21 protein-coding genes are annotated in these 23,912 nt (G+C 37.3%); 14 read left to right on the plus strand and 7 right to left on the minus strand.

What is annotated here, in order from left to right; genetic code table 11:
• Nucleotides 1-143: 143 nt before the first annotated feature.
• Complete coding sequence (locus tag SP041_RS03920; RefSeq protein WP_025565929.1) at nt 144-770, plus strand: hypothetical protein; 627 nt, start codon at nt 144-146, stop codon at nt 768-770.
• A gap of 414 nt (nt 771-1,184) precedes the next feature.
• Here SP041_RS03920 and SP041_RS03925 read toward each other — a convergent pair whose 3' ends face one another.
• On the minus strand, nt 1,185-2,099 hold the full coding sequence (locus SP041_RS03925; protein WP_240791415.1) for a transposase: 915 nt from the start codon (nt 2,097-2,099) through the stop codon (nt 1,185-1,187).
• On the minus strand, nt 2,096-2,983 hold the full coding sequence (locus tag SP041_RS03930; RefSeq protein WP_025565930.1) for a site-specific integrase: 888 nt from the start codon (nt 2,981-2,983) through the stop codon (nt 2,096-2,098). Before SP041_RS03930 ends, SP041_RS03925 begins: the two co-directional genes overlap by 4 nt.
• A gap of 210 nt (nt 2,984-3,193) precedes the next feature.
• Between SP041_RS03930 and SP041_RS03935 the strand changes: the two genes are divergently transcribed.
• The 5 genes from SP041_RS03935 to SP041_RS03955 all read left to right on the plus strand — a co-directional run bounded on the left by SP041_RS03935 (nt 3,194) and on the right by SP041_RS03955 (nt 7,076).
• Nucleotides 3,194-3,637 carry an N-acetyltransferase gene (locus SP041_RS03935; protein WP_025565916.1) on the plus strand — a complete coding sequence of 148 codons (444 nt, stop codon included), beginning with the start codon at nt 3,194-3,196 and terminating at the stop codon, nt 3,635-3,637.
• 191 nt (nt 3,638-3,828) lie between these two features.
• Entirely contained in the window at nt 3,829-4,377 is a 549-nt protein-coding gene (locus tag SP041_RS03940; RefSeq protein ID WP_137297428.1) for a hypothetical protein, read from the plus strand.
• Nucleotides 4,378-4,807: 430 nt separating this feature from the next.
• Entirely contained in the window at nt 4,808-5,665 is an 858-nt protein-coding gene (locus SP041_RS03945) for a transposase (protein WP_240791416.1), read from the plus strand.
• A gap of 615 nt (nt 5,666-6,280) precedes the next feature.
• Nucleotides 6,281-6,595 (plus strand): hypothetical protein, encoded by a 315-nt coding sequence (locus tag SP041_RS03950; RefSeq protein WP_137297429.1) that lies wholly within the window; start codon nt 6,281-6,283, stop codon nt 6,593-6,595.
• Between the two features lie 145 nt (nt 6,596-6,740).
• Nucleotides 6,741-7,076 (plus strand): hypothetical protein, encoded by a 336-nt coding sequence (locus SP041_RS03955; RefSeq protein WP_025565730.1) that lies wholly within the window; start codon nt 6,741-6,743, stop codon nt 7,074-7,076.
• 577 nt (nt 7,077-7,653) lie between these two features.
• Here the strand turns inward: SP041_RS03955 and SP041_RS03960 are convergent.
• The 3 genes from SP041_RS03960 to SP041_RS03970 all read right to left on the minus strand — a co-directional run bounded on the left by SP041_RS03960 (nt 7,654) and on the right by SP041_RS03970 (nt 10,118).
• Complete coding sequence (locus SP041_RS03960; RefSeq protein ID WP_025565731.1) at nt 7,654-8,481, minus strand: sugar phosphate isomerase/epimerase family protein; 828 nt, start codon at nt 8,479-8,481, stop codon at nt 7,654-7,656.
• A gap of 115 nt (nt 8,482-8,596) precedes the next feature.
• The gene (gene iolG / locus SP041_RS03965) at nt 8,597-9,580 is read right to left on the minus strand and encodes an inositol 2-dehydrogenase (RefSeq protein WP_025565732.1); all 984 of its coding nucleotides are present in this window, start codon (nt 9,578-9,580) and stop codon (nt 8,597-8,599) included.
• Nucleotides 9,581-9,851: 271 nt separating this feature from the next.
• A complete protein-coding gene (locus SP041_RS03970; protein ID WP_025565733.1) occupies nt 9,852-10,118 on the minus strand; it encodes a hypothetical protein in 267 nt (88 codons plus the stop codon).
• 73 nt (nt 10,119-10,191) lie between these two features.
• Here SP041_RS03970 and iolE point away from each other — a divergent pair, with 73 nt between their 5' ends.
• The 8 genes from iolE (at nt 10,192) to malZ (ending at nt 21,237) form a co-directional block, all read left to right on the plus strand.
• The gene (gene iolE, locus SP041_RS03975) at nt 10,192-11,085 is read left to right on the plus strand and encodes a myo-inosose-2 dehydratase (protein ID WP_025565734.1); all 894 of its coding nucleotides are present in this window, start codon (nt 10,192-10,194) and stop codon (nt 11,083-11,085) included.
• A 72-nt stretch (nt 11,086-11,157) separates the two neighbouring features.
• Nucleotides 11,158-12,336 (plus strand): Gfo/Idh/MocA family oxidoreductase, encoded by a 1,179-nt coding sequence (locus tag SP041_RS03980; RefSeq protein WP_025565736.1) that lies wholly within the window; start codon nt 11,158-11,160, stop codon nt 12,334-12,336.
• Between the two features lie 10 nt (nt 12,337-12,346).
• Complete coding sequence (gene iolC / locus SP041_RS03985; RefSeq protein ID WP_025565737.1) at nt 12,347-13,345, plus strand: 5-dehydro-2-deoxygluconokinase; 999 nt, start codon at nt 12,347-12,349, stop codon at nt 13,343-13,345.
• Nucleotides 13,346-13,398: 53 nt separating this feature from the next.
• A complete protein-coding gene (locus SP041_RS03990; RefSeq protein WP_025565738.1) occupies nt 13,399-14,238 on the plus strand; it encodes a 5-deoxy-glucuronate isomerase in 840 nt (279 codons plus the stop codon).
• 12 nt (nt 14,239-14,250) lie between these two features.
• A complete protein-coding gene (locus tag SP041_RS03995) occupies nt 14,251-15,078 on the plus strand; it encodes a class II fructose-bisphosphate aldolase (protein ID WP_025565739.1) in 828 nt (275 codons plus the stop codon).
• A 68-nt stretch (nt 15,079-15,146) separates the two neighbouring features.
• A complete protein-coding gene (locus SP041_RS04000; protein ID WP_025565740.1) occupies nt 15,147-15,968 on the plus strand; it encodes a MurR/RpiR family transcriptional regulator in 822 nt (273 codons plus the stop codon).
• A gap of 937 nt (nt 15,969-16,905) precedes the next feature.
• A complete protein-coding gene (gene iolD, locus SP041_RS04005) occupies nt 16,906-18,843 on the plus strand; it encodes a 3D-(3,5/4)-trihydroxycyclohexane-1,2-dione acylhydrolase (decyclizing) (RefSeq protein WP_025564749.1) in 1,938 nt (645 codons plus the stop codon).
• Nucleotides 18,844-19,287: 444 nt separating this feature from the next.
• The gene (malZ, locus tag SP041_RS04010) at nt 19,288-21,237 is read left to right on the plus strand and encodes a maltodextrin glucosidase (protein WP_081695374.1); all 1,950 of its coding nucleotides are present in this window, start codon (nt 19,288-19,290) and stop codon (nt 21,235-21,237) included.
• 125 nt (nt 21,238-21,362) lie between these two features.
• Here the strand turns inward: malZ and SP041_RS04015 are convergent, their stop codons facing one another.
• The gene (locus tag SP041_RS04015) at nt 21,363-22,031 is read right to left on the minus strand and encodes a hypothetical protein (protein WP_025564107.1); all 669 of its coding nucleotides are present in this window, start codon (nt 22,029-22,031) and stop codon (nt 21,363-21,365) included.
• A 483-nt stretch (nt 22,032-22,514) separates the two neighbouring features.
• Nucleotides 22,515-23,282: an FCD domain-containing protein gene (locus SP041_RS04020; RefSeq protein WP_025564105.1), complete on the minus strand. Its 768-nt coding sequence runs from the start codon at nt 23,280-23,282 to the stop codon at nt 22,515-22,517.
• Nucleotides 23,283-23,912: the final 630 nt, after the last annotated feature.

Raw genomic sequence — 23,912 nt, forward strand, 5'->3', positions numbered from 1 at the left:
TTATGACTCAATTTAATCAATTAGTTAATAAAAACAAAATAATCTATTTAATCTCAAGTAAATGTAAGCTACTGTCATTTTTATTTAAAATAAACAGGCTGAAATGAGAAATTCTACAGCCTCGTTAGAGGTATGAGGTGATCGTGGATAGTTCATTTGTAAAAGTAGGGGCTATAGTTGCAATTATTGTATTTTATATTCCTTTTCTCATGATTATGACGAAAAGTTTTGGTCCGAAAAGAGGACGACAACACTTTTATAGATCAATTAAAAATATATTTGAGCGTGAAAGCGATGACTCAAAATGTATAGATCAAATATCTATTGTTTATAAAAGTGTATTTGATAACAACCAAGAGTTCTCAAAAAAATACCCTACTTTAATTAATATATGTGAAGATCTTTTGACTCGAGCATCAGGGTACACAGATTTTATATTTAAATTTCATTATTCTTTATCCTTCTCACCTGAAGAGGTTAATAGGTTATCAAGTATCATAAAATCAATTGAAAATGACATGCCGTTCATTTCACTTTCGTCTAAGTATGGAAATCAACTTGATATGCTAAAGCTCGCTTTTGATTCAAATGATTTGAGTATGGGAGTCAATGGACTTAATCAACTTGCTAAAGATATTAAATACCTTGAAACTACAATAGAAATTCAAAATCGCAGAAACCGGATTGCAACTTGGGTCTCAGTTACTGGTATTATTCTTACAGTGATTTTTGGCGCTGTTTCAATTTTCCAAATATATGCACCAAGCTAACACCTCTAACAAACAAGGATAGGTGTCGCGCAGCCGACACCTTATCTGGGTGTTGGACAAGCCCGTATGAGACTCTTTGCTTTATATAGTAAATAGTGGAATGGGTTTTGGGCTGGCTCAATAATTCAACTTTCTTTAAGGCGAGTCTCGCTAATATACAATTGATACCTCAATTATATCAATATGTTATATTTTACATGTTGAATGCCATATCACCTCTCTGCTAGTTAATCTTTCATTTGTGTCAATGATCTGTTTAAGACCGTACGTTTTCACGCATTAGTTTCTCAGTCGACTTAAGCCCATAAAATGCATTTCATGGTGACAGCATGGGCAAATACAGACAGCACGCTTGCGTTTTACTGGTGTCGCCATTGTGCTTATGTCGCTCCCCAGTATCAGCAATATTTGTAGTCACAGTTGTTTGGCATTGCCTCTTAAAAACCCATAATCCCTCACCCGCTGCAGACCTTTTGGTAACACGTGTTGTAAGATTAACCACAAGAATTCGAGCACAGGTAAAGTACGTTCTTTCGTCATATTGGTGCTGCTTTCTTTATACCTAAATGTCACCACTTCCTCGGTAATGTTAATAATGTCTTTATCGGGTAACACGCCACGATACAGATAACGTGATAAGTATTTAAAAGCAGAGGCTCCAAATCCAACCTTACGGCAATCGACCATCCATTTTTTAGGCGTGTCAGTGGGCATGGTTAACTCAGCGCTGTGATTAATCGCATCAATGACTCTTGCCCGCCATACTTTAGCGAGTGAAAATTCATTAAACAGATATTGCTTATCACTTTTACACCACTGTTTTTTCACAGCATTATATCGTCCGCAGGGCACAATAATATGCACATGAGGGTGACATTCTCGGCGACGATTATGTGTGTGCAATACACTAGTAAATCCTAAACTGCCTTTATTCTCTCGCTTGGCAAAGTCTTTTAATATGCCCGCCGTCACTTGTAACATCAATTGATACAGTGCTTTGGGATGTTGACGAGCCAGTACTTTCAATTGATAGGGTAGCGTAAAGGTGACCATAAAATAGTGTACGGGTAATAGTTTATCGGTCTGTTTAGCTAACCAATTTGAAGTTGTTTGATGCAAACATTGCGGACAACTTCGATTCCCACAAGATGCTGGGAGTTGTTGGTCATGCTGGCAATGTCCACAATGCCATTGGCTATAACGAGACTCATCCTGCTTACAATGCAACATATCAATGATGGCACGGCGAATATCTTGATTCAACAATCCACCATATTGTTGCTCTAGTTGTGCTTGATAGTGACCAAGTAGTGCAATAAATTGGCTCATGAGGCCTCCCATTGAATTGATAACCTATCGGTTAATTGATTCAGTGCGGTGACGTTATCCTTTTGTTTGAGTGGGGTAAGTTGAGTGTATTTCGCTGTCGTATTCAGGCTGTGATGTCCCAATAGTATTTGCAGAGAGCGTAGGTCAATACCTTGCTCTAAGAGGTGAGTTGCAAAGCAGTGTCGTAATGAATGTGGACTGATAGATTTATTAATACCCAATTCAGTCATCACTTTTTTCAACGCTTTCTGCACACTGCCTTTATCCATCGGCACTTGTGTGTTTTTACCAATACTTGGAAATAACAACTGCGGATGATGATGCGTTGACCAATAGCAACGTAATGCAGAGAGTGTTCGTTCGGGTAAAGGGAGCAAACGGTCTTTACCTCCTTTACCTTCGCGAATATGCACTTGCATGGTATGGCTATCAATGTCGTTCACCGTCAAATCAAGGGCTTCACTTAAGCGTAATCCCATGCTGTAAAGGACAAGGAAAAACACCTGATAACGTAACGCACGAGTGTGGCTAATCATCAATCCAACTTGTTGTGGCGTGAGGATGTCGGGAATGCGTTTTACTTGTGGTGGCTTGACAATATTGAGCCATTCCCACTGTCTATCGAGAGTATGTTTATAAAAAAACTGTAATCCATTTCGGTCTAATTTAATGGTACTCCATGAGTGAGTTTGAATGAGTTGTGCAAAGTAACACTTTAAATCTGCTTTGGTTAATGTGTCAGGTGTGCGGTCAAAAAAGGTAGTTATCCTACGTACTGCACGAGAGTAGGCATCAATCGTGGCAGGTCTCATGCCTTGCAGAGTTAGGTTGGTCAAATGCTGTTGATATAAAAGGTTAAAGTGTTGTTGCTCTGACGTGTTCATGGCTTATACTCCTATTAGATATCATCGAAAAGTGATATAAATATAAGTATGGATGTTGTTTGTCTTTTTGTTTTTCTGCCGCACAGCGGCTTCGTTCAACAAGCACTTTAAACGGAACAAAAACAGTTGGCTACGTTCCGCTTCGCTACACATTATAGCCAACAATTTTGGTCCGCTTAAGTGGGCGTTAGGCCTCAATAAGGATCATAGATGGATATTAATATTCGAGTTAGAAATAAATTTATAGATGTCTATTTAGGTAATGATGTAGGCAATGCAGATATGCGTTTATTAGTTGAAGTAAAACTTGACTCTAACTATTCCAAAGCATTTCATATTGAAGATATTTGGGGCGGAGGGGAAAAGACTGATTACCATAGGAAAGGTATAGGTACTGCAATGATGTATTATTTCCTTACTTACTTGAAAAATGAATACGGCCAGGCCACTGTAATTACCAGAACAGAAATCCATGATGATGACGGTGATACGGAATATGCAAAAAACGGAAGAAGAAGTTTCTGGAATAAATTTTCATTATATAGATCAAGTAGCAGTACTGTTGGTCACTGTTTGACAACTATGTTGAGTAAAAAAATTGTAGTAAATGAAAGTACATACATTCTAGCTAAAACTTATATAACCGATTATTAATTCTCGCTTTGTATAATCGCCTTTTTCAAATGAAAAAGGCCTAACAAGCGGATCAAATCTGACGTCACACATTGTCCGATTTTTTGCTTAAAAGAAAAAGGCGCAAAAAGCGTCCAACATGCTCCGCAGCTTATGCGAGCGTTATGTTTAAGGTGTATATGAAATCGTATTGGGTGTACCTGAAGGAGAATGTGAGATTTACTCTTGCAATTCTTGTTAATTTAATTGCATTACTGGCTTCTTTTTGGTGGCTAATTAGTAGTAATTTCAATACGACTCAACCGATAGAAATGGAACCTATAGTTACATGCTTAGCATTAACAGCCACTCTATTAGGGCTTAACTTTGTTAATGATAAGCTCACTAGACCTCATATTAAGATAAAGTTAAGTACGTCAATGACAGAGCACCCTACAAAAGGATTTATGTATGGCATAGGTGTTGATTTAGAAAATCATTCAATGCTTAAAGCATTTATTAAAAACTTTCAGGTTGAGTTACCTGAAACTAATCAAGTAATGCAATTCATGGATGAAGGCTTCACGGAACAACCTTTACCTAAAGTAATTCTTGAGCCAGGGCAAGCATACTCCTTCAATATCGTTAGAAAAAATATCGATATTCCAAATTTAAATGTTTCAAGTTTTGGTGATTTTGTTGTGACTACAGATGTAGGCTATAAATACATTGTGCCAGCGAAAGAATTTCAAGACCATGTAAGGTTTCTGCTTGAAAAATAAACATAACAAAAAATTAAACAAGGACAAATAACAGTTGGTTTTTGCTCCTTCGTCGCTTATTTTAACCAACTATTATTTGCCTCTTAGTGAGGCGTTGAGGCTGTAGAATTTCTCCGAAAAGAACATTTTCACGTTCTTTTTTTATAATATCTCATTGTACAAAAAACAACCTTGATTGAGCTGGTCGTCTGTGATCTAATAGTTATTATTCGCTCAGAGATAAACATGATGGCTAACTACAAACCTGACTTATCTTGCCAAAGTAAATTCATTCCGATTGATTTCGCACAGCAAATTATCCCCGGTACTTTTGAATACGCACTTTCCCACATCGTCGCCTATTCCTTCAAGTAAGGCATCTTGATTTAAGCGCTTTGATAAATGGTATGACAACGACAAAGGTGGCGCCGCAGCTTATCCACCGTCAGTGATGTTGAAGATAGTTCTATTTGGTTATTCACGTGGGTTAGTTAGTAGTCGACGTATTGCGAATGCGTGTGAAACCAATATTACCTTCATGAGTTTATCGGGTGATGAGCAACCTCATTACACTTCTATTGCTAGTTTTGTCGCTAAAATGAAAGACCAAATTGAACCACTTTTTACCCAAGTTCTGATGATATGTGACCGCGAAGGTTTGATAGGTCGTAATATGTTTGCGATTGATGGATGTAAAATAAGATCGAATGCCAGTAAAGAATGGAGTGGTACCTTTAATGAGCTTGAGCGTAAGCAAGCCAAGTTACGCAGAGCAAGCCAGCGAATACTTGAGCGTCATCAAGCACAAGATAGTTTAGGCGAAGATGAAGTGGCGCATGATTTAAAACAGAAAGCGAAACTTGATAAAAGTGCAGAGAAAATCACAGAGTATCTAGTCACACATCAAGAAAAAACAGGCAGCAAAGGTAAGGCAGTTAAAAGCAATATAACAGACCCTGATAGTGCAAAGATGACGACCAGTAAAGGCACTATCCAAGGCTATAACGGCATCGCCATTAACGATGATAAACATCAAATCATTTTACAAGCCCAAACATGGGGCTCGGTAGGTGAGCAACAAACCTTAAAACCCGCTATCGAACAGTTACAAAAGCAACTTTCCCAATTAGGTACGCCAGATACATTGTCTCAAGCTAAATTCACCGCAGACAGTGGCTTTCATAGTGAGGTAAACCTTGAGTTCATGGCAACCACTGGGCTCGATGCTTATATGGCTGACACCGCATTTAGAAGCCGTAACCCCTTATTTAGTCAAAGCGAAACGTATCAAACAGAGCAAGAGAAATGACGATTAAAACGAAGTAAAGGCCGGTCTAGATTATTTAATAGTAGTGACTTCCACTTTGATGAAAAGAAACAAACGTGCCATTGCCCAGCAGGTAAGGAAATGTGGTTGAGTGTTAAAGATGTCGAAACAGCAGGTCGGCAGGTTCAGTTTGAAACGAATATAAAAGATAAAATTATTTCATATACCGATAAAATGCGAGTCAAAATAGACAGTAGTCCTTGTAGGTGATAGCTAATCCAGTAAAGAGGGCAAAAGACTAAACGCGATTGAGCCTACTTTCTTTAAAGTCAAAAGCGGTAATATTACGGTGAATAAAGGGATGAATAAATTCACACTGCGCGACTAAGATAAAGTGAATACGCAATGGCAAATGCACTGTCTCGTTCATAATATAGAGAAGTTAAGGAATAGTTTACATTAAGCCAAGGGCAAAGCCCTTAACTCAATAAATCCCTCATGTTTAGCCCTCTAATCCCATTTATGACTCAAATTAATCAATTAGTTAATAAAAACAAAATAATCTATTTAATCTCAAGTAAATGTAAGCTACTGTCATTTTTATTTAAAATAAACAGGCTGAAAATGAGAAATTCTACAGCCTCGTTAGGAGTATCTTTGAATTACGAGCAATATAAAAAGCTTCTCCCTCTCTCAGAGTTAATAGTGAAAGCATTTTCAATATCAACTTTAGTATTATTAGTTTCTTTTTTTATCAGCCAATACTTGGGTGATTGGCAGTGGTTCGCTAGAGGCGGATCTATATTAGTTTGTATCGGAGTATTGACCGCAGCTTACGATATTAAGGGACGAATGATAAAAGAGGGTGGTATACCTAAACATATTGAACAAACTGTAATATTAGAAGCTATCATTGTTGTGGTTGGGACTTTAGTATGGGGCTTTGGTGATCTGATTGGTTACCTTTATTAATGAGTATCGAGTATCACGAATAAACTCCTAACAAGTCATTGCAAAGGACTTAAAACAGTTGGTTTTTTTCGTTCTTCAACATTTAGCCAACAATTTTAAGCCTCTGAATGAGGCGTTAGCAACCCGGTTAAATCAAGGATTGAGTATGTTAAAATCAAGTAGAGAGAATAGAATTCCAGTTTCCACTAAAAAAACAGGATGTGTTCCATTCAATATTAAGCAAAAAGCTAGCGAAGGCTACAAAGTTGGTGAAAATCCCGTCAAACCTGTTCAGAATTACACTCTAGGTTTCAATGATTCACTCGTTAAACTTAGAACGTATAAGGTAGCTGGGTGGCGAGATTATGGTTCTGGAAACTCTCAAAGTGCAAGAAAAGCAATAGGCTGGGTTACTGAATCAGATGCAAAACTATTACTAGCTGAAATGGATGATTCAAAAAGGGTGGCACTATACGAATCTATTGCAGATGTCATGGAGTAGGTTGCTAACAAGTGACTATAGTGTCAAATCCTAATTTGTATTCATTTTAGGATCCCACATGACGCCATCTCTAACCATCGAATTTAGGATAATAATCATCTAAAAGTACCAAAGTACCGGACACCCATAAACTTTGACGACTCATAATTACTCTTCTATCGTTTAGTTATGTCGCTTTTATATGCTAAGAGGTAGTGGTTATGCTCAGTCTCCCCAATTTCAAGTGTCGTTATCGACTCATAATCACAAGTAAGTAGCGAAAAGAAGAAAGCGCTGGACACCCACAAATTTTAATCAATCGTTATACTCTACTAATAACGACTTAAAATAACTTTAAGTTAAATACTTAATCTTCTTCACCCTTCGTGTCTTCGTGGTTAATCCGTTTTTGACCTTAAAAAATGGGGTAAGTCTTGTTTTTGCCCTTTTCAACATAACAGTCAATAAGCATTAAATTAATCATAAGATAGAGATTTTATTTTGCTAATAAAAAAGGCTCCAAGGTCGTTTAGAACGACAATGAAGCCAACAGGGAAAGGTACTTATTTATTCGTTTAGGTAACGTGATTCGCTTGGCTTATTTAACCAGTTTTTGCATGCCAGCTAGCATTTTTTCAGCTGTTTCATAATGGTCGCCTTCCCAGAGTTGATCATTTAAAAACTCACCAGAGTAGAAACCGTCATAACCCGTTGATTGAATCGCATCAATCCACTCTTGTAGCGGAACTTCGCCTTCTCCAATGAGGTAACCACGTAACTCTTTTTCGTCAACCCAAGGTTGGTTCTCACCTGGTCGTAATCCATCTGAAATATGCACGTTATAAATGAGTTCTTTATCGACTTTAGCTACTTGCTCTAACGTTGCACCTCGGCAAGACCATAAGTGCCATGTATCTAAAACAAAGCCAAAGTTATCGCGACCAACAGCATCATGTAATCTGAAATAGTCATCTAATTGCGCAATTGGCGTCCAAGCTGCACCTTCGAATTGAAAGCGAATATTATGCTCTTTACCGATATCGGCTATATGTGCAATGTTTTGCGCAGTAATTTTAATATTATCTTCCACTGATAAACCATTAAGCGCTTCAAATGAGTTAAGTTGAATGGTTGGCGCACCAATTTCATGTGCAAATTTACACAAGGTTTCAACTTGTTTAAACACATCTTGTTGAGTCGCTTTATCTGCTGCTTCAACACAACCAACGATATCAATTGCTGAAGGTTTAATACCGGCATTATCAAGTCTTCTTTTTAAATCTTGACTGGTTAAGCCTGCATTAATATATCGCCATAGCTTTTCAGTATGGATCTCTAGGCCTTGATAGCCCGTTTCTTCTGCAAGGCGAATATCGCTTACAACGTTGTTATATAAAGAGCACATGCCGTGTAATGCAAATTTCATAAAATCACCAAAATTACTTAACTTGAATTCAAGTTATCTTTTTAATTTATATAAGAAAATAAGCATAATGTTTATCTTCTTAAGGCTATGTTAATAAAGCTAAATAGTTGTAAGGCTATAATGTCACTGTTTTATTAGTGGTTAATGAGGCTAAAGCGGCATCCGCTAATGCTAATGCTCTTTCACCATCAATACCGGGAGATAAAGATTCAGCGCCACCTAATACTTCAACAAAGTGATTCCATTCATTTTTGTATGCACCAGCGTAACGTTGTAAAAAGAAATACTCTGGGTTCGCTTCTACTGCCCCTTGGTTACCAAATTGTTTCACTGAATTTTCAGTAATATTGCCTGCGGATAACATGCCGTTACTGCCATGCACTTCGATTCGTTGGTCGTACCCGTAACCTGAACGTCGACTATTATTGATGGTTGCAATCGCGCCAGATTCAAACGTTAAAACAATCACTGATGTATCAATATCACCCGCTTTGCCTATCTCAGGATCGACCATGCAACTGCCGTATGCTTTGATACTTGTTGGCTCAGCATTCATTAAATAACGCACCATATCAAAGTCATGAATCGTCATGTCTCTGTACATTCCACCTGATGTCTTTGCATATTCAGCAGGTGGTGCGGCAGGGTCACGAGAAGTTATGATTAATGATTCAATTTGCCCAATGGCTTTATCATTTAAACGTGCTTTTAACTCGTTAAAGTGCGCGTCATAACGGCGATTAAAACCAATAAATAGAATAGATTTATTTTTTTCGACTATTTTTAAGCAATCTCGAACCTTAGTTAAATCAAGGTCGATTGGCTTTTCACAGAAAATGGCTTTGCCGTGTTGGGCTGCTAATTCAATAAGGTTAACGTGGGTATCCGTTGCAGAGCATATACATACGGCATGTACATTTGGATCGGCCATCGCTTCTTCGGTGGTTTGAATTTTGGCATCATATTTTTCTGATAACTCTTCACGTCCCTCAATATAAGGGTCAATAACTGAATACACGTTTGTTTGTGTATGGTCATGGATATTTTGTCCATGAATTCGGCCAATTCTTCCAACTCCAAATAATGCAATATTAAACATACTGTTTTCCTTAAAGTGTAAATGCGCAGTCAATTTTTCATTCGTATTTTAAGTTAATCTACTTTTCAATTTTCTCCTACGTAGGGAGTTGTTTATTGACGATGTAGACACTTAATTTTGTCCATTTTAATTAGCTGATAAGCGTAAATAAGATGGATATTTATGATCTTCAAAAGATAAAAAATAACGTTTATTTATAAATGTTAAAACAAAAGTAAAAAATAGAAAAATATTTTTCATTTTAATGCTTGGTTTGATGATATTGTTTATTTTATGAAACTGCTATTCCTTTACTATTTATTTTTATTGAAACGTTAACCTTGTCACGAAGGATGCGTTTAATCTCTTTTGTTTTATTTAAGTTATTGTTTTTTATTGCTTTAATGTTTTTTGAGTTTTTAGAGGCACTTTTTTGCTTCATCTTAAAATAGAAGGTCAATAATTTTTTTTCAAAAAACTTTGATAAAGCGCCAATTGTTAATGAAAAAATATTTTCATTATGATTTGTTTGGCGTATATTCGATTTGTCTGGCGGCAAGTCAATACTCATTTAGGATTTAAAGCTTGCACGTTAAATCAAATTCGTAATCACAATTAATTCGGAGATAAGTATGAGTAAAGTTCAATATGGTATTAGCCCGTTAACTTGGACCAATGATGACATGCCAGAACTAGGAGGGGATATCCCGCTAGAAACGTGTCTAAGTGAAATGGCTGAAGCAGGTTTTACAGGGACAGAGTTGGGCACTAAATACCCAAGAGAGCCTGAAATATTAGTTCCTTTACTTAAAAGTCACGGATTAGTATTAGCGTCGGGCTGGTTCAGTGGCAACTTAATGACCAATACCGCAGAGCAAGAAATTGCAGCCATGCAAACACACATTACATTATTGAAAGCCGCAGGGTGTAAAGCCATGGTATATGGCGAAGTTAGCAACTCTGTACATGGTGATATTGCTATTCCTGTTTCTAAGCGTGTCATTTTAAACGCAGAACAATGGGCTGAATATGGCAGAAAAATCACTGTTGTTGCCGACCATTTATTAAATGAACACGGCATCAAACTTTCATTCCATCATCATGTTGGCACCATTTGCGAAACAGAAGCTGACATCGATACATTAATGGAAGTCACTGGACCTTCAGTATTTTTAACACTAGATACTGGCCATATTACTTATGGTGGCGGTAACCCTGTGAATATTATTAATCGTTGGGGTGATCGTATCGGCCATATGCACTTTAAAGATCTCCGTTTAGAAGTGATGGAAGCATCACGCGCCGCTGATAAATCATTCTTAAATGCCGTATTAGACGGTGTATTTACTGTACCTGGTACGGGTGACGTTAATTATGATGATGTATTCACTGCGTTAAAAGCACGTGATTATGAAGGTTGGTTATTAGTGGAAGCTGAGCAAGACCCTGCAAAAGCAAATCCATTAACATTCGCTAAAACAGCTTATAAAAATATCTCAGGTTATGCAGAGAAGTTTGGTCTGTAATGAATTGAGTGTGGTGTTTCTAGTAAGGAGTTAGTCATTAACTTCTTACCATTTAGTCGATGTGAGAACAGAATGTTTAATGAAGAAAGTCATTTAAAACAGCCTATTCGTTGGGCTATGGTCGGCGGTGGCCGCGGGAGTCAAATTGGTTATTCTCATAGAAACGCTGCATTGCGTGACGGTTTATTTAAGCTAGTTGCGGGGGCATTTGATCTTGATGCCGAGCGCGGTCGAGATTTTGCAGTGAACTTAGGTATCGATAAAGATCGATCTTATTCCACTTATAAAGAGATGTTTGCTCAAGAAAAATTGCGCGAAGATGGTATTCAAGCGGTCTCAATTGCAACACCTAACAGTACTCACTTTGAAATTTGTAAAGCCGCATTAGAAGCGGAGTTACATGTGGTTTGTGAAAAGCCATTAACTTTTACTACTGCTGAAGCTTATCAATTACAAGCACTTGCTAAAGAGAAGAATCGTCTGATTGGTGTGATGTACGGTTATTCAGGTTTTCCTATGGTCCATCAAGCGCGTGAAATGGTACGCCGTGGCGATCTTGGTGATATCCGTATTGTGAATGCGCAGTTTGCTCATGGTTTCCACAATGAAGAATATGAAAAAGATGATCCGAGTTTAAAGTGGCGTGTTACGCCTGCCGCTTCTGGCCCAACTTATGTGATTGGCGACATCGGTACACATGCTTTTTATCTGTGTGAAATGATTACTGAGATGGAAGTTGAAAGCTTATGTTGTATGCGCCAAAGCTTTATTGAGTCGCGTGCACCATTGGAAGATAACGCACATGTGATGCTGAAGTTTAAAGGCGGTGCCGTTGGAACATTATGGGCGTCAGCGGTCAATTCGGGGTCAATGCATCAGCAAAAAATTCGTGTGGTGGGCTCTAAAGCATCGATTGAATGGTGGGATGAATTTCCAAATCAACTTCGTTATGAAGTACAAGGCGAAGCACCGCGTATTTTAGATCGTGGTATGGGGTATTTATATCAAGATGACCAAGGTGTTTCCTGTAACCGAGTTGGCGGAGGTCATGCTGAAGGTTATTTTGAATCTTGGGCTAATTTATATGCTCGTTTTGCACATGCTTTTGATGCCGCAGAGCGTAATGACCAAACAGCATTAGCCGCTATTTGGTTCCCAGGTGTAGAAGCGGGGATCGAAGGAACTCGATTGTGCGAGAAGTGCGTTGAATCCGCAGACAATGGCTCGCAATGGGTTAACTATAAAGATTAAGGAACAAATAATGGCACAAGTGAATTTTTTACAAGATAGAGCATTAGACGCAATTGTTTTAGGCCGAGCGGGTGTTGATTTGTATGCGCGTGAAGCGAACACCGATATTGCTGATATCACAGGTTTTGATAAATACGTAGGTGGCTCTGCCGCTAATATCGCAGTTGCAATCAATAAACTGGGTGCAAAAGTCGGTTTCATTAGCTGCGTTGCAGATGATTCATTTGGTCGTTATGTACAAGGGTACCTAGAAAAACAAGGTATTAACCTCGATGGCATGATGGTCGATGCGAGTGGTTCTCGTACGTCAGTCGCTTTTACTGAGATGAAGCCTAATGATTGTGACGTTTTAATTTATCGTAATAATGCGTCTGATTTAATGTTAAAAACAGAGCAAATTGACCCTGAATATATAAAAAAAAGTAAAACATTAATTGTAACAGGGACCGCGTTATCAGCCAGTCCAAGTAGAGAAGCAACATTACTTGCGATGCAGTATGCACGCAGCGTTGGTACTGTTGTGGTGCTCGATGTTGATTACCGTCCAAAAACTTGGCGCACTGATGTCGATGCCTCTATTTATTACGGTATTGCCGCAAATTTATCGGACATCGTGATTGGTAATCGTGAAGAATTCGACATGATGGAAACCGTAGTTGCACCGGGCAATAACGATGACAGTCAAACTGCACAACGTTTTCTAACAGGTAATTCACAAATCGTGATTATTAAAGCAGGGGAGTTAGGCTCTCGAGTTTATTGCAAAGATGGACATCAATTCGAACAGGGTATTTACAGAGTTGAAGCGAAAAAACCGTTTGGCTCAGGTGACTCTTTTGCCGGTGCACTTATTTGGACATTAACGCACGGCGGCACATTAGAGCAGGGCGTCAGTAATGGTTCAGCGGCTGCTGCGATCAATGTTAGTGGTACTAGTTGTACTGAAGCAATGCCAACCAAAGAAGAGCTAGAAAGCTTTATTGCAAGGTTCGAACAAGCATCGCGTTAAGGCGCGAATACAAATCAAATTCACTCACAATTTAAACTAATTAGGATATTACTATGGGAAAGCACATCGCACCTTTTGATAATAAGAACCAACCAATTATTGACGTAAATGATGATACGACGCCTTTATGTTTTTTTAATCCTGTGAAGTTAAAGCAAGGCGAAAAATTTACACACCAGGTGACAGGCTATGAAAGTGTCATCGTTTTAGGAGGAGGAACGTGTTCTATCGTTGTTGGCGATCAAGCCTTTCCTCGTATTGGTAAACGCGCCAGCATTTGGGATGGTGACCCTGAGTCTGTTTATGTCCCCGTTGGTATGACCGCTGAGATTACCTGTGATAGTGAAGAAGCAACGGTGATGATTGCGGGTGGCCTTTACGATGAAGTGCTTGAACCTTTTGCTATAACGACGGTTGATAAATTACAGTACGGTTCAGACGATACAAAAACGCATCGAAAAATAAAGCACGTATTAGGACAGGCTAATGTTGATAAACGTGGTCGTTTACTCGTGAGTGAATTATTTACGGTTGGTGCTGGTGGATGGTCTGGTTTCCCTGCGCATAAGCATGATTGTGACCGTGGTCAATTAGAAACGAATTACCAAGAAGTGTATCAATTCCAGTTTAATCCCGGCCAAGGTTTTGGTGCGCAGTTCCTTTATGAACATGAAGATGATTGCGGTCCGGTATATCACGTTAAATCTGGCAGTGTTATTTCTATTGATAAAGGTTACCACCCAAGCGTTGCTGCCCCTGGATATGAAATGTATTACTTCACTATTATTGTCGGTAAAACGTCTAAATCATTGGTTCAGCATTTTGACCCTCACCATGAATATCAAGTACATACGATCCCTGGTATCAAAGATATGGTTAATAAATTTAAATAAAAGGATTCTATTATGCTTGTTAATTTAAATGATGTTTTACCCGAGGCTGCGAACAGTGATTATGCTGTGCCTTGTTTTAATATCTTTGGCTATGAGGATGCTCGTGCAATTGTTGATGCTGCTGAAGAAGTGAATAAGCCAGTTATTTTGGCATGCAATAAAGATGTAATTGATTTCTACGGACCGGTAATTGCTGCGACAATGTTTAGTGAGCTAGCAAAAAACAGCTCTCAAAAAGTCGTATTACATCTAGATCATACTTATGAAGAGCACATTGTTTATCAAGCGATTAAAGCGGGGTTTAGTTCGGTGATGTTTGATGGCTCGCAACTTTCGCTTACTGATAATATCGCACGCACTAAAAAAGTCGCTGAAGTCGCACATGCTTGTGGTGTGAGTGTTGAAGGTGAGATTGGTTCAGTACCTTATCAAGAAGGCCGAGATCATATTAAAACCATTGATACTAGCCCTTCTGAAGCTCAGCAATATGCAGAACAAAGTGACTTAGATTGTATTGCGCTGTCTATTGGCAATGTACATCGCTTAACCGAGCCAACCAGTGTTATTGACTTTGAATTATTAAAAAAAGTGGAAGCATTAGTGTCTAAACCTTTAGTGATTCATGGCACAAGTGGCATAAGAGATGAAGATATTTTAAAGTTGAAAAAAACCAGAGTCTCAAAATTTAATATTGGTACTTCTTTAAGGCAGGCATTGGGCCATAATTTACGTGATTACATGAATGCTGAAACAGCAAAGTTTGATCGTCTTTATTTTATGAAGAAAGCGATGCCTCATGTCAGAGAAGAAGCGATTCGATGCTTTAAATTATTGTCTTAGACTGTTTAATTGGGTAACCTTTACTAACACCTAAGTAGTCTCTTAGGTGTTTTTTTGAGAGTAAACAAATGCCGAAGAAAATTGAAGTTGCTACAACATTAGATACATTTAAAGATATCCTCGCCGAACGCTACGACAGCTTAAGTAATCGCCTTAAACAAGTTGCAGATTTTATTAGTGAAGAGCCGATGGTAGTTGCTTTTGAAACAATGTCTGTTATTTCAGTTAAAGCCGGTGTTCCTATCTCTACCTTAAGTCGTTTTGCTAATACGTTTGGCTTTGATGGCTTTAGTAAAATGCAAATATTGTTCAGTGATCAATATTTCCATAAGCCGCGTGATTATAAAGAACGTATTAAAAGAGCCAAGCAAGAAGGCTCAGAGCAAGTTGATTCTGTTCAAGGCATATTTGAAAGTTTAGGTGACTCAAATATTAGAGCCATGGAAGATGTACTGATAGGCATTTCTCCTAGTAAATTAGAAGATGCAATAAAATTACTGGCAAAAGCTAGAACCATTTATGTACAAGGCGCACGTAGAGCTTATCCGATTGCGAGCTACCTTTCATACATGTTGATCAAAGAAGATTTGAATGTAGTACTGCTAGATGGTGCTGGTGGTATGAGTTCTCCTATGTTAAAGCGAATGAAAGAGAATGATGTTCTACTGATTACAACTTTTAAACCGCATGCGCAGGAATCAACTTCTGCCATTGAACGTGCTGATAAAGTTGGCGCTAAGATTGTGGCTATTACTGACCACCAAATGAGTGAGCATGGGCGAAAAGCAGATATTTGTTTTGAAATCATTGAAAATGATGTGTTGGGATTTCGTTCTTTAACGAGTGCGATGTTTATTGCCCAAACACTAGCGGTAGGTTTAATGTTATAAATGCTTAATGTTATTTATATAACGCTATTTATGTAACGTCTTGGATTCAAATTATAAGAGCATAACTTATACCAAAAGAATTAATAAGGTGATCATCCTTGCTGGTTAAAATGACCCCTAACTACGTTCTGAGTTTTGAAGTGAGAACAACTATCTTCTACAACTCACGCCTTATTAGTGTTAATTTTTCCTGCGCAATTTCTGAGCACTTATTTAATTCCATTGGTATTAATCGCGTTATTAACTGACTAGGCTCTCTATCGCTAAGTTGCTCATTTAAATTTTCTGCTGGTATTAGACTTCTTTAACAGCAGGTTACCTCTCTTTATTCTCATTAACTTCCTTATTATAGGGGAGTTAATGGTAAGACCTGTTTAGTGCTGTTAGCTATCTCAACACTTTCAATAATTTTAACCTCATGTATTTTATAGACCAGCCATATTTAATGCCTGATTTTTATCTTTATATACCATGTCTTTTCTATCCATTTTTAATATCAATTTTCCTCTTTGTACTTTGATCAACGATTATTTGATCATTTACCTATTTGGTATTTTATTTATCTGAACTCGTTTTTATCTTAAATATCAAATAAAGTGAAAAATATTTTCTATTTTAATTTTTATTACACCTGTTTCTATAATGCGTTTTATTTTTGTTAATGATGTTTTATTCTAGGGTTAATAAGTGATTATGTTAATTATTGAATTTTAAGTATATTGCTTATGTTTTATATGTTTATATAAAACAATGGCTTGAATTTATTCGTTGCCGTGGTTGTTAATATAATATGATGGGTTTAACACTTTTATATCAAACCACTATTAATCGTTTCATTTCATTAATATCATGCATTATGTTTTGAAATTTATTTTCTATTTTGCGTTTTTATATTTTAAATGGTTTGTGAAAACTATTAATACCCTGGAGCAAAGATATGAACACCTTTCGATTAACTACCGGACAAGCCTTAGTAAAATTTTTAAATCAACAGTATGTTGAGGTTGATGGTCAGCAAGAAAAATTTGTGCACGGTGTGTTTACTATTTTTGGCCATGGTAATGTACTTGGGTTAGGGCAAGCGCTTGAGCAAGATCCTGGCGATTTAATTGTGCACCAAGGTTGTAACGAGCAAGGTATGGCACAAATTGCAGTTGGTTTTGCGAAACAGCACAAAAGAAAGAAAATATACGCAGTGAGTGCATCAGTTGGACCTGGCTGTGCCAATATGATCACTGCAGCGGCAACGGCAACTGCTAATCGTATTCCTGTTTTATTATTACCAAGCGATGTTTATGCTTCACGCCAGCCAGATCCGGTTATCCAGCAAATTGAACAATTCCATGATTACTCTATTTCTACGAACGATGCATTCCGTCCAGTCTCTAAATATTTTGACCGAGTGATGCGTCCTGAGCAATTAATGACAGCAATGATTAATGCAATGCGTGTATTAACTGATCCTGCAGATACAGGTGCGGTAACTATTTCTCTTCCTCAAGATGTGCAAGGTGAAGCCTACGATTTCCCTGAGCATTTCTTTCAAAAAAGAGTACATCGTATCGAACGACGTCCAGCTTCTGAAGCTATGATAGCGGATGCAGTTGAAGCGATTAAGGGTAAGAAAAAGCCGTTATTAATTTGTGGTGGTGGTGTGCGTTATTCCGAAGCGCATGATGCATTTAAAGCTTTTTCTGAGAAGTTTAATATCCCATTTGGTGAAACCCAAGCAGGTAAAAGTGCAGTGCCTTTTGACCATTATTTAAATTGTGGTGGTATTGGTGCAACAGGGACTTATTCTGCGAATATTTTAGCTAAAGATGCAGATGTCATTATCGGTGTTGGTACACGTATGACAGATTTTACGACCGCTTCAAAGTCTCAATACCAAAATAAAGAGGTGACCTTTGTAAATATTAATGTTGCCAGCTTTGATGCTTATAAGCTCGACGGTATTCGCGTTATTGCCGATGCTCAAGCAGCACTTAATGCATTATCCGATGCGTTAGAAAAAGAAGGGTATTGTTCTGAATACAAAGATGAAATATCTACTGCTCGTAGTGCATGGGCTGATGAACTTGCACGTTTAGATAATGTAACTTATGAAGAAACTAAGTTTTCACCTGAAATTGAAGGACATTTAGGCCATGCCATTCTTGATGAATACGCAGACGTTTTACAATCTAAATTATTACAAACGCGTGTATTAGGTCTTTTAAATCAGGAATTATCTGATGATGCTATTGTGGTAGGGGCGGCTGGCTCATTGCCTGCTGATTTACAAAGAGTATGGCGCCCTAAGCAACAAGATACCTACCATATGGAGTTTGGTTATTCATGCATGGGATATGAAATTGCTGCAGCCATTGGCGCTAAGATCGCTTGTCCAGAGCAGCCAGTGTATGCCTTATTAGGCGATGGTTCTTATATGATGCTGCACTCAGAGTTACAAACGGCGATTCAAGAGGGGATTAAAATCAATATCGTATTATTAGATAATATGAGTTTTGGTTGTATTAATAACCTGCAAATGGATAACGGTATGGGCAGTTTTGGCACAGAAAACCGCTTTAGAGATGCTAAAACAGGTAAGTTAACCGGTAAATCTGTCCCTGTCGACTTTGCTAAAAATGCTGAAAGCTATGGTTGTGTAACCTATACAGTGCGTAACGAAGCAGAGTTAATTGCTGCAATTGCTGATGCTAAAAAACAAACAGTATCGACATTGATTGATGTAAAAGTACTGCCTAAAAGTATGACGCATGGTTATGAGTCTTGGTGGCGTTGTGGTATTGCCGCCGTTGCGGATAAACCAGAAATTAAGCAAGCAGCAGATAAGATGAGTGCAATGGTTAAAAAGATTCGTCAGTATTAATGCTATATTTTAGTTGATGTAATTGTTATTAATGATATGTGGGCTTAACCCGTTTAAGCCCATTATGCTTTCTATGCTGTTTCCTTCGTTATATTTTTATTTACCCTTCTTCATCTATCTTTATTTATACCCATTACCGTTCAAGGCACTTTGTTCAGTCGTTAGCTTGGATTTAAAATCAAGGCGCAACATGATGACAATGGTTAGTTTTTATCGAAAGTTGCAACGCAGAGTTGGTTTTCAGCTAACGATCCAGAGGTCAAACTGTGAACTTTGAACTTTGTGAATGTGTGAATGATAGCAGGTATAAATTGGGGCTATAACAATGCTCAATTAATCGCCTTAACCCTGTCATTATTTTCAACTTTAGTTGTTGGGCATCTTATAATCGATGATTGTATTTACAAGCGCATTTACGTAAATATTTATAAAAGAGGCGTCATTATGTTGTCATCCAAATTGTTCTTATTTCATGGCCAAACCGATGATTGGCTAAAACAAGAAGGCAATGAGTTAATCATACGCTTTCTATGTAATGATCCGACAAAGATGATCCATTCCTGTTTTGTTCGTTGCGAGCCTAACAATGAGGATAGATTAATTCAGTGTGAAAAAATTGAGCTGTCTTTTTTATCTGATTTTGGCGTTATTTATCAAGCGCGTATCCCATTAAGTACGCATGTTGATAATACTTATTATGCGATAAAGTGTTTAACGGATAAAAATCAGATTTGGTTAAGTGCTGCTGGCACTGTTAATCGCATTCCTGGGTTAGAAAGCCACTTTAAATACAATGCCCAACATCGTCCTCCTCAATGGGTTCAATCACAGGTTTTCTATCAAATTTTTCCAGATCGTTTTTGTCAGGGAAATCCTGATATTGCTGTCAAAACAGATGAGTACCTTTATCAAAATGGTGAACATCGAGTGATTGCTAAAAAATGGGGAGAGCCTGTTGCACAAGCTGGGCATGAGTCAACGGGAGCGAGTGAGTTTTATGGTGGTGATTTAAAGGGAATAGCTAACAAACTTGATTACTTACAACACCTTGGTATCAGCGTGCTTTATCTTAATCCTATTTTTACCTCTCCAAGTAATCATAAATACGATACAACGGATTATCTTAATATTGATCCACACTTCGGTAGTAATACTGAGTTTGCACAATTAACTGACAACCTGCATCAGCGTGGTATGAAAATAATACTCGATGCGGTGTTTAACCATACTTCCTATGAGCATCCTTGGTTTGGGCGTTATCAAGCAGATGAATATAGCGCTTATAAACGTCCTGATTCCCCTTATCGAGATCATTATATTTTTACTCAACAAAGTAGCCATGAAGAAGGTTCTAATGTAGAAGATCGTTATATTGCTTGGAATGGTATAGATACATTACCTAAGCTTAATTTTCTTAATCACGATGTGCAGCATTATATTTATAAAGGCGAGTCTTCCGTTTTAAAGTATTGGTTAAAACCACCTTATCATATTGATGGTTGGCGCTTTGATGTTATCCACATGCTAGGGGAAGGCGTTGGTGCTTATAATAATACACACTATGTGAAATCCTTTAGGGCCTCTGCTAAAGCAGTTAACCCAGAAGCTTATATTGTTGGTGAACATTTTTACGAGGCGACTCAATGGCTGCAAGGAGAGCAAGAAGATGGTGCAATGAATTATTATGGATTTGCCCATCCTATTCGTGCCTTTTTTGCTGGGTTAGATATTGCTTACCATGCGATTGACATCAATGCTCAAGAGTTGGATATTTGGCTAGCTGAAAGCCGTGGTAAAATACCATGGTTGAATCAATTAGCACAACTTAATCAATTAGATAGCCACGATACAATGCGATTTCTAACTCAATTAGCAGGAGATCAACAGAGATTAAAAGCAGCAAGCATGTTGCTCTTTAGTTATCCTGGAGTGCCTTGTCTTTATTACGGCACTGAAGTGGCGTTACAAGGAGGACAAGATCCTGATAATCGACGTTGTTTCCCGTGGAATGAGTTAGATATAAACAGTGAGTTATTTATTTTTTATCAGCAATTAATCGTATTAAGAAAAAACCGTAAAGAGCTTCAAGTGGGGAGTTATCTGACATTGTACGCAGAAAATAAATGTTTTGTTTTCGCTCGTCATTATCAAGGTGAATGTACTATTTATGCGGTGAACCTAAATAAGAATAGCGGCCAAGATAAGAGCGAAAAGCTGAGTAAAAAAAATGAAGAGATAAAATTAGATGTTTTAAACTTGATAACCAAAGCACAACTCTTTTCTGGTTTTGATAGTTTATATCAGCAATTGCAATGCAAAGTTAATAATCAAAAATTGATTTTGAACTTACCTTTTAACTACGCGTTATTACTTTCTAGCCAAAATAGTCATTAGGAAGCATGATTATTTTTTTAATAAAAAAAGGCAACTACCTTAAGATAGCTGCCCTATAATATTTACCCCGTTATTGATGTAATAGATAACTAGGTAATTAGTTATTTAATCGATAGAAAATAAAGCTACTTTTTAGCTAATTTAAATTCATCGATACGCACTTCTGTTTGCTTCGCAACATCACCATCCATATCAATTTTAGATAGGTCTGCAATGTGTAGTTTTGCATAAACAGTCACTGACACATTTGCACCAGAGTTAAAGCTAACCGATGTTTGACGGAAGCTATCTCTTACTGCGCCTTTAGGTGCATTATTAAGCTCTGATGTATGTACTGTTTTAGTGGCTAATGATTGACCAGATGCGCTTGTTGCACCAAACACTAGTTCTGTTGGTGATTCGTCACCTTTTTTGTCGTTGTAATAGAGAGAGAATTCATAATCTGTATTAGGTTGTAAGCCGAATACTTCTTGGCTTAAACCAGGTTGAGCAGTAAAGTCATCAGACGCAGCCGTAAAGCGTAAACGAGATGATCCTTCTTCACCAAATGCTGTATCTTTAGAGCTTCCAGCATCACCTAGACCTTTATTTTTATTTGCATTCTTTTTCCAAACATCACTTTTACCACTGTTACTTCTAAACTGAGTTAATTGTGGATCGATAATTAGATTGCTGCCGGTTGCGACTGAGACAACAGAGTTTGTTGTTGAAACAACTTTTGATGTTGTATCTGCAGTATTGGCACAACCTGCTAATAAACCTGTTATCACTAATCCTAAATAAATTTTCTTCATTATTTTAATCCCTTACGCATATCTCTATTAATGGAAAAGTCACTCTATAGTGATATTGTATTATTTTATGTGATTGATTAAACAATTTGAAAAGAGGGCATATAAATCCATCATGGGATTAGTATTTATGTGAAGTAGATTTTTTAAGTCGAATTTAAAATGAGATCTATGTCGTTTAGACCTCAGCTGAACTTCAGTATCAATTAAACATTAACTTAGGTTCCACTATTAATCTAAGTACCGAAATTCTATTTTCATCTCTAATTATAGTCATGTTTTTATCGAAGTCGTCAGGTAAAATAAGCTAGATAAAGTAAGTGGTCTCGAGTATTACATCGATGACCACTTATTTTTTTCGATTTTTTTTTGAACGTTTGGTTGAACATTTTTGGTCAGTACTGCGTCATTAATTAAAATTAAAATTAAAATTAAAATTAAATCTAAACCTAGACCTAGACCTTAACCTTAATTTAGACCTAAACCTTAATAACTAATCACTGGGTTGGTACTGAACAGGTAACCATCAAAATCAGGGTGGTCGATATCAGACAAACTGAATAATGTTTGTTTTACATTTTCTAAATGTTGCCACATTGAATCTCGCGCACCCGCCGCATCTCTGCGTTGTAGGCTAGCTAAAATCTTTTCATGATCTTTCAACCACACTTTACGATAATCTTCATTGTTAATGTGTAAATGCAGTTGTCGCCACATAGGGCTATTATTTCTCTGTACCCACAGGTCGTGGACCATCCCACTCAACACGCTATTTTGTGTCGCATCGGCAATGGCCATGTGAAACATTTCATCGCCGTCATAATCTTTACTATTATTTTCTAAATTTAGGCGTTCCATTTCAAGTGCTTGACGAAGTTTATCTATATCATTTTTGGTTATTTGTGTGGCTGCAAACTCTGCTATTCGACTTTCAAGAAGTTGTCGTGCTTGCAGTGATTCAAAAGGTCCAACATCATTGTCTTCATTTTCAATATCATCAGCCTGGTCTCCTTGTGAGTTAATCTCGTCAGAGGGAATACGAGTCACATAAACACCAGAGCCTTTGCGTACATTTACAATTTCTTGAAGCTCCAACATAATCAAAGCCTCACGGACAACAGCTCTGCTGACATTCATTGTATGTGCTATTTCACGTTCGGGTGGAAGCTTTTGACCGATCGAAAACTCTCCACTTGAGATTCTTTTTTTTAATGCGATACCAATTTCTTGGTAAAGGCGTTTTGGCGAATTCATCGTTTACAAAACCTTTTAAGTTTCTTGATAGTGAGCTTACTTAGCTTTGCACTTTTGTATAAAGGTTAAGTACAGAGAATAGATATAGAAGCTAAGTGCATTTTTATAAGTTTGTCGTGTGTATAGACTTGGGTCTTTATCAGCCAACAACATTAGCTTAAGTAATGTCAGTGCTTATTATTCTTTTTATTTAATACTTCAATGACCATTTAAAATGTAACTTATAGATATTAAAGGCTAAGTTTAACATTTGCTTAATGTGTAAATGTGCAAAATTTTATCAATTTAAATTTACCAAATAGCTATTCATATACCTTCTTTATATACCCTGTGCATCTACTCTATTTATATATCTTAATCATTTGTACTTAATGATGTTGCCATTGAATACGATGAGCTGTTTTGCTTAAGTATATTGTAAGTTTAATAGAGGTGATGATGTCAAACATATCATTATAAATCTGTTATCTCCGATATATGATCTTCTTATTTTATAAGTTAATGACCCTCTGTTATTACATTAATAATAAAGTTAAATATATTGAATTACTTTTCGAGTAAATTATCTAGCATATTCAATTTTTTTGATAGTTTATAAAAATGAATTCGATCACAAAAAACCATTAATTG

Origin of the sequence: Psychromonas sp. SP041, assembly GCF_000470315.2 — a bacterium.
Classification (GTDB): domain Bacteria; phylum Pseudomonadota; class Gammaproteobacteria; order Enterobacterales; family Psychromonadaceae; genus Psychromonas.